General features: G+C 73.0%; 8 protein-coding genes. 3 read left to right on the forward strand and 5 right to left on the reverse strand.

The window, feature by feature from the left end; translation table 11 throughout:
• The 5 genes from CCN56_RS06520 to CCN56_RS06540 all read right to left on the reverse strand — a co-directional run.
• Window positions 1-954: HD-GYP domain-containing protein (locus CCN56_RS06520; RefSeq protein ID WP_373412831.1), on the reverse strand; the 954-nt coding region annotated here is incomplete at its 3' end.
• A gap of 176 nt (window positions 955-1,130) precedes the next feature.
• Complete coding sequence (gene rsrA, locus CCN56_RS06525) at window positions 1,131-1,448, reverse strand: mycothiol system anti-sigma-R factor (RefSeq protein ID WP_086824459.1); 318 nt, start codon at window positions 1,446-1,448, stop codon at window positions 1,131-1,133.
• A complete protein-coding gene (locus CCN56_RS06530) occupies window positions 1,445-2,101 on the reverse strand; it encodes a sigma-70 family RNA polymerase sigma factor (RefSeq protein WP_030207302.1) in 657 nt (218 codons plus the stop codon). The genes rsrA and CCN56_RS06530 overlap by 4 nt, the downstream gene beginning before the upstream one ends.
• A gap of 252 nt (window positions 2,102-2,353) precedes the next feature.
• Window positions 2,354-2,986: an alpha/beta family hydrolase gene (locus CCN56_RS06535; protein WP_086824463.1), complete on the reverse strand. Its 633-nt coding sequence runs from the start codon at window positions 2,984-2,986 to the stop codon at window positions 2,354-2,356.
• A gap of 56 nt (window positions 2,987-3,042) precedes the next feature.
• Complete coding sequence (locus CCN56_RS06540; protein ID WP_086824465.1) at window positions 3,043-3,858, reverse strand: SOS response-associated peptidase; 816 nt, start codon at window positions 3,856-3,858, stop codon at window positions 3,043-3,045.
• Between the two features lie 50 nt (window positions 3,859-3,908).
• Here CCN56_RS06540 and CCN56_RS06545 point away from each other — a divergent pair, with 50 nt between their 5' ends.
• The 3 genes from CCN56_RS06545 to rsgA all read left to right on the forward strand — a co-directional run.
• A complete protein-coding gene (locus CCN56_RS06545; protein WP_086824467.1) occupies window positions 3,909-4,595 on the forward strand; it encodes a M50 family metallopeptidase in 687 nt (228 codons plus the stop codon).
• A 20-nt stretch (window positions 4,596-4,615) separates the two neighbouring features.
• The gene (aroA, locus tag CCN56_RS06550) at window positions 4,616-5,947 is read left to right on the forward strand and encodes a 3-phosphoshikimate 1-carboxyvinyltransferase (RefSeq protein WP_086824469.1); all 1,332 of its coding nucleotides are present in this window, start codon (window positions 4,616-4,618) and stop codon (window positions 5,945-5,947) included.
• Window positions 5,948-5,949: 2 nt separating this feature from the next.
• Window positions 5,950-6,609, forward strand: a 660-nt coding sequence (rsgA, locus tag CCN56_RS06555) for a GTPase RsgA (protein WP_256961813.1), incomplete at its 3' end; no start/stop codon positions are given.

Genomic DNA, 6,609 nt, shown 5'->3' on the forward strand with positions numbered 1-6,609 from the left:
CTGGCGCTCCTCGGGGGTGAGGGGGCCGTCCTTGGTGAGGACCCGGGTGGGGACGCCGAGTTTGCCGACGTCGTGGAGGATGCCGGCGAAGCGGACGACGTCCAGGCGGTCCTCGGTCATGCCGAGCTCACGGGCGATCAGGACGGAGGCGTGGCCGACGCGTTCGCTGTGGCCGCGGGTGTAGCGGTCCTTGATGTCGACGGCCTGGACGAGGGCGCGGATGGTGGCCTGGTGGGCGGCGCGCTCGCGGTGGTACTGGGCGAAGACCCAGCAGGAGATGTACATGGGGAGGAGGACGAAGAGCGCCGCGACGGGGCCGTACGTGCTGCGCCAGAGGACGGCCATCATGAGTCCGGCGAGGCCGTGGACGGTGTGCGGGGCGAGGGTCCGGCCGAGGAGGCCGCGCCAGGCGGTCCGTAAGGGCAGTCCGCCGGCGGTGGCGCGGATGCCGCCGTCGAGGGCGGTGAGGGCGAGGCAGAAGGCGAGGGCGGCGGCGCCGGCGGGCAGCAGGGCGTACGGCAGGTCGGGGGCGTCGGGGCCGCCGCCGAGGGCGGTGGGACCGCCGAGGGCACCGGCGGTCAGGGCGGCGGCCCAGACGGCGAGGGCCGTGGCGGCGGCCCGCCAGGCGCGGCGGGGTGCGGCGGGGGGCTCCTCGACGCGGGCGAGGAGGGTGCCGGGGATCGCGGTGAGCGCGGCGGCGGCGGGCGGCAGGAGCAGTGCGGAGGCGAGGAGCACGGGGAAGAAGGAGCCGGTGCCCATGGGGACGGCGCCGAGGGTGCGGCCGAGGAGCCGGCAGCGGGCGGGCAGCTCGCAGAGCGCGTACAGGGCGGCGAGGAGCGCGGCCGTGCCCCAGGGGACGGTCGCGCCGGGGCGCAGCGCGGGCAGGGCGCAGGCCCCGGCGCCGAGCAGGGCGCAGCCGATGTACACGCGGGCCGCGCGCGGAATGACCTTCACGCCCATCACGCCTGTCACGCTAGCGAGTCGGGCGGGCGGGGGCGGCGCGCTCCCGGTGATTCGCACCATCGGGTGATACAAGCTGATATATGCGCGAGGCCGCCGCGAACGCGTCGCGGCGGCCTGTCGCTCCCCTGATACGGCTGTACGGGAAGGGGTCTTGCTGCTTGCTGCGGTTACTCCTGCGGGGCGGGCGTCTGCGGGGTCGCCGCCGTGATGTCCTGCTCGGGCACCAGGTGTCCGGCGCGGATCAGGTCGATCCGGCCCATGACCTTGGCGCGCAGGTCGGTGGGGACGTCGTCACTGCCGCAGCAGCGCTTGACGAGCTTCTTCACCGCCTGCTCCAGGCCGTACTTCTCCAGGCACGGGGAGCACTCCTCGAAGTGCACCTCGAACTTGGTGCAGTCGCTGTCGGGCATCTCATGGTCGAGGAACTCGTAGAGATGATCCAGGACCTCTGAGCAATCCGTCTCGTGCGGCTCTCCGCAGCTCATGAGCCCGAGCCTTTCAGATCGTTCGACGACTCTCCGGCGCCCGCGGGAACCAGCCCGCGGTCGCGAGCGTAGTCCTCGAGCATGCCGCGCAGCTGGCGGCGGCCCCGGTGCAGTCGGGACATCACCGTACCGATGGGTGTCCCCATGATGTCCGCGATCTCCTTGTACGCAAAGCCCTCGACATCGGCGAGATAGACGGCGATGCGGAACTCCTCGGGAATCGCCTGGAGCGCTTCCTTCACGTCGGAGTCGGGAAGGTGGTCGAGCGCCTGCGACTCTGCGGAGCGCAGACCGGTCGACATGTGCGACTCGGCGCGGGCGAGCTGCCAGTCCTCGATCTCCTCGGCGGCGCTGCGCTGGGGCTCACGCTGCTTCTTGCGGTACGAGTTGATGAAGGTGTTGGTGAGGATGCGGTAGAGCCAGGCCTTGAGGTTCGTGCCCTCGCGGAACTGGTGGAAGGATCCGTACGCCTTGGCGTAGGTCTCCTGCACCAGGTCCTCCGCGTCCGCGGGGTTGCGCGTCATGCGGAGCGCGGCCGAGTACATCTGGTCGAGGTAGCCGAGGGCGTCCCGCTCGAAGCGCGCGTTGCGCTCCTCGGTCGTCTCCTCGGGGCCGTCGTCGGTCCCTGTGTCGGTCCCAGTGACCGGACCCACCTCCTCCAGCGCGGCGGCGAGCCCGAGGGCGGACCCGCTCGTTTCGGAGGATAGACGAGGAAGCACTCCGCCCGCCGCCCGAATAGGGGCGTTCCTGGGCGCGGGCAGCACTGTCCAGTCGAGGTCAGCGCCCTGCGCGCGCTCCGGGCAGATGGTCATACCCATACGACGGACTCCCTCTTCCTTGCTCTCACACCGACGCTCTCCACAACAGTGGTCCCTCGCTCGACATTCCCGGGGCGGGGGCGTACGTCAGCGGAGTGTGGAGATCCATTCGGTGACGCCGTCGACGAGACCGGCGAGGGCCTCGTCCTGGGTCAGCGGCGCGCGCTTGGGTACGGCGAAGCCGTGGTCTCCGTACGGGACCTCGACGAGTCCGTACGGGCCTTCCGGGAACTCCTCGGGCCGCCCGAAGGGGTCGTTGCCGCCCTGGACGACGAGCGTCGGGAGCCCGGCGTCGAGGAGTTCGTCGGCGCGGGTCTTCTCGGGCTTGCCCGGGGGGTGGAGCGGGAAGCCCAGGGCGAGGACGGCGAGCGCGCCGAGCTCCCGGGCGGTGCGGCAGGCGACCCGGGCGCCGGCGCTGCGGCCGCCCGCGATCACCGGGAGGCCGGGCTTCGCGAGGTTCGGCCAGAGGCCGCGCCAGCCGGTGTCGAGGGTCTTCGGCGCGGGCGCGACCTTCTTGCCGGCGACCCGCCAGGGCTGCTCGACGAGGGCGACGGTCACGCCGTGCGCGGGCAGTGCCGCGGCGAGGGCCTGGAGGTCGCGGGCCTCGACGCCGCCGCCGGCGCCGTGCCCGAGGGCGAGGACGGTCCACGGCTTCGTGCCCGCGCACCAGGTGATGCGTGCCTCACCGGCGTCGGTGGGAACGGTTTCGTACTGTGTCACGTCCCCATCCTGCCGCCCCGGAGGTCGGAATCCTGCCGCCCCGCGGGCCCGGGGAGTCAGAAGAGCGTGCCGACTTCCGGGCCGTCGAGCTCGGCCAGGAGCTCGGGGCCGTTGTTGCGGACGTTGCTGACGGCGGTGGCGACCGGGTAGGCCCGCATCAGGCCGCCCGGCGGCGGGGCGAGCAGTCCGCGCAGCTCCTCGGGGTCGGTGCGCGCCGGGTCGAGCCAGGCGTCCCAGCGGTCCTCGGTCAGCATCAGCGGCATCCTGGGGTGGATCTCGGCGAGCGAGCGCGGGCCCTCCGCGGGGGCGACGCCCAGCGGGCCGGTCTCGGCCTCGGTGGTGACCACCGAGCAGGTCACCCACCACGCGGCGGGGTGCTCGGGCGGCAGGGTGCCGTCCCGCCAGAACTCGTAGAGCCCGGCCATCGCGAAGACGGAGCCGTCCGCCGGGGTCACGAAGTACGGCTGCTTGCGGGCCCGCTTCTTCTTCCCCTCGACCTCCAGGTCGCGCTCGCCGGCCCCGGTCACCCACTCGTAGTAGCCGTCGGCGGGCAGGATGCACCGGCGCGACTGGAAGGCGCGCTTGAAGGAGGGCTTCTCGTCGACGGTCTCCGCGCGCGCGTTGATCATCCGGGCGGCGCCCTCGGGCGACTTCGCCCAGGACGGGACGAGCCCCCATTTCAGCGCGCGCAGCTGGCGAACCGGCCGCCGGGATTCGGCGTCTTTCAGAGGACGCTCCAGAACGGCCCAGACCTCCTTGGTCGGGGCCACGTTCCAGTCGGGGGCCAGGGCCTCCTCGGGCTCCCACTTCTCGATCCCGAAGGCCTCCACGAGGTCCTCGGGCCTCCGACTCGATGCAAACCGTCCGCACATGCGTGCCACACTGCCACGTTCCCGAACCCGACCGAGGAGCCGTCCGCGAAATGACCGAGATCCTCGGCACCCAGCCCGCTCCCACCGAGTGGATCGTCTACGCCACGGCCGTCTGCGCGCTGAGCCTGGTCGTGTTCCGGCGGCTCTGGCTCCCGGCCCGGAACGCGATCACCATCGCCCACGAGGGCGGCCACGGGCTCGTCGCCCTCGCCTGCAACCGTCGCCTGGAGGCGATCCGGCTGCACTCGGACACCAGCGGGCTGACCGTGACCCGGGGCCGCCCGACCGGCCTCGGCGTGGTCCTCACCCTCGCCGCCGGCTATCCGGCGGCCCCGCTGCTCGGGCTCGGCGGCGCGGCCCTGCTCGGCACCGGGCACGTCACCCTGCTGCTGTGGATCGCGACCGCCCTGCTGCTCGCGCTGCTCGTGATGGTCCGCAACGCGTACGGGGTCCTCACCGTCGTCCTGACGGGCTCCGCCTTCGTCCTCGTCTCCTGGCTGACCGGCCCCGACGTCCAGTCCGTGTTCGCCTACGCGGTGGTCTGGTTCCTGCTGTTCGGCGGTGTCCGCCCGGCCTTCGAGCTCCAGGCGAAGCGGCGCCACGGCGGCGCGCCCGACTCGGACGCGGACCAGCTCTCACGGCTCACCCAGGTGCCCGCCGGGGTGTGGCTCCTGTTCTTCCACACGGTCGCGATATCCGCCCTGATCGGCGGCGGGCGCTGGCTCCTGGGCATCTGACTCCCCCGTACAGTGAGTCCATGACCGCAGCAGCTTCCGCGCACACCGACCCGCCCACCGACCTCTGGCCCGCCCCGTATGCGAGCGGCGCCGTCGACGCGACCGTCACCGTGCCCGGATCGAAGTCGGTCACCAACCGCGCCCTGGTCCTCGCCGCGATCGCCGCCGAGCCGGGCTGGCTGCGCCGGCCGCTGCGCTCCCGCGACACCCTCCTGATGGCCGAGGCGCTCCGTACCCTCGGCGTGAAGATCGAGGAGGGCGTCGGCCCGGACGGCACCGGCGAGGCCTGGCGGATCATCCCCTCACCGCTGCGCGGCCCCGCGACCGTCGACGTCGGCAACGCGGGCACGGTCATGCGCTTCCTGCCCCCGGTCGCGGCGCTCGCCGACGGCCCGGTGCGCTTCGACGGCGACCCCCGCTCCCACGAGCGCCCGCTGCACGGCGTGATCGACGCGCTGCGCGCGCTCGGCGCCCGGATCGACGACGAGCGCCGGGGCGCGCTGCCGATGACCGTGCACGGCGCGGGCGGCCTGGACGGCGGCACGGTCGAGATCGACGCCTCCTCGTCCTCCCAGTTCGTCAGCGCCCTGCTGCTCTCCGCGCCCCGCTTCAACCAGGGCGTCGAGGTACGGCACGTGGGCAGCCGGCTCCCCTCGCTCCCGCACATCCGGATGACGGTCGACATGCTGCGCGCGGTCGGCGCCCGGGTCGACGAGCCGGAGCACGGCGGCGAGCCGAACGTGTGGCGGGTGGCGCCCTCCGCGCTGCGCGGCCGGGACCTGGTCGTCGAGCCCGACCTGTCGAACGCGCAGCCGTTCCTGGCGGCGGCCCTGGTGACCGGCGGCCGGGTGACGATCCCGGACTGGCCGGAGCGGACCACCCAGCCGGGCGACGAGCTGCGCCGGATCTTCACCGAGATGGGTGGTTCCTGCGAGCTCACCGACGCGGGTCTGACCTTCACCGGTACGGGCCGGATCCACGGCATCGACGTCGACCTGGGCGAGGTCGGCGAGCTGACCCCCGGCATCGCGGCGGTCGCGGCCCTCGCCGACTCCCCCTCGACCCTGCGCGGGGTCGCCCATCTGCGGCTGCACGAGACGGACCGGCTCGCGGCGCTCACCAAGGAGATCAACGAGCTGGGCGGCGACGTGACCGAGACCGAGGACGGTCTCCACATCCGCCCGCGCCCGCTGCACGGCGGTGTCTTCCACACGTACCACGACCACCGCATGGCGACGGCGGGCGCGATCATCGGCCTCGCCGTCGAGGGCGTGGAGATCGAGGACGTGGCGACGACGGCGAAGACCTTGCCGGACTTCCCGACGATGTGGACCGAAATGCTCGGGGTCTGATCATGCGGCGCTACGGCAAGCACACCGACGAGGACGACATCCGCCAGCGGCCCAACCGCAAGGGCACCCGTCCCCGCACCAGCATCCGTCCGAAGCACGAGGACGCCGTCGAGGGCATGGTCCTCACCGTGGACCGGGGCCGGCTGACCTGCCTGGTCGACGACCGGACCGTGACCGCGATGAAGGCGCGCGAGCTGGGCCGCAAGGCCGCCGTCGTCGGCGACCGGGTCTCCCTCGTCGGCGACCTCTCCGGCGAGAAGGACACGCTGGCCCGGATCGTGCGGATCGGCGAGCGCAGCTCGGTGCTCCGGCGCACGGCCGACGACGACGACCCGTACGAGCGGGTGGTCGTCGCCAATGCCGACCAGCTGGCGATCGTCACCGCGCTCGCCGACCCCGAGCCGCGTCCCCGGCTGATCGACCGCTGTCTGGTGGCGGCGTACGACGGCGGGCTCTCCCCGCTGCTCGTCCTGACCAAGTCGGACCTGGCCTCGCCGGAGTCGCTTCTGGAGATGTACGGAGCGCTCGGCGTGCCGTACGTGGTCACCACGCGCGAGGAGTTCGTCGACGGGGTCGCCGCCGAGCGGGTCCACGAGCACCTCGAGGGCCGGACCACCGCCTTCGTCGGCCACTCCGGCGTCGGCAAGACGACCCTGGTGAAC

This window comes from Streptomyces sp. NRRL B-24572 (assembly GCF_002156145.1).
GTDB lineage: Bacteria > Actinomycetota > Actinomycetes > Streptomycetales > Streptomycetaceae > Streptomyces > Streptomyces vietnamensis.